1 pseudogene is annotated in these 497 nt (G+C 68.0%); it reads right to left on the bottom strand.

The features are described 5' to 3' along the window. Positions 1 to 497: pseudogene (locus C9411_RS25375) on the bottom strand (RHS repeat domain-containing protein); the annotation flags it as partial.

The following is a 497-nucleotide window of genomic DNA, read 5'->3' as shown; positions in this document are numbered from 1 at the left end:
CAGCCCGGCCGCGCCGTAGCGATAATAGTGGCGGGTGTCGTCCGGGCGCTCTTCGGCCAGCACGCGGCCCACCGCATCGTAGCTGAAGCGGTATTCGCCGCCGTTGCCGTTCTCCAGCCGCGTCAGCCAGCCCTGCGGGCTGTAGTGATAGCGCCGGGTGCGGTTAATGCGGTCGGTGATGCTGACCGGCAACCCCAGGGCGTTGTACTGCCAGCGGGTCAGGCTGCCCAGCGCGTCCTGATGTTCGGCCAGCTGGCCGTGCGCATTCCAGTTAAAACGCTCCTCGCCGCCGTCCGGGTGGATCAGGGTGTGCAGGCGCCCGCCGTTATCCCACCGGTAGCGTGTCTGGTGGCCTTCGGCATCGGTCTGCGCCGTCAGTTGCCCCAGCGCATCGTAGGTATAAGCCGTCACGCTGCCGGAACAGTCGGTGTAGCGCGTCAGCTGGCCGCGGGCGTCCCACTCCAGCTTCACTTCCCCGCCCAGCGCGTCGATCACGC

It is taken from the genome of Serratia sp. Nf2, from assembly GCF_003028435.1.
Classification (GTDB): Bacteria; Pseudomonadota; Gammaproteobacteria; order Enterobacterales; family Enterobacteriaceae; genus Serratia; species Serratia marcescens_L.
This window is presented reverse-complemented; position numbering and strand designations above follow the sequence as displayed.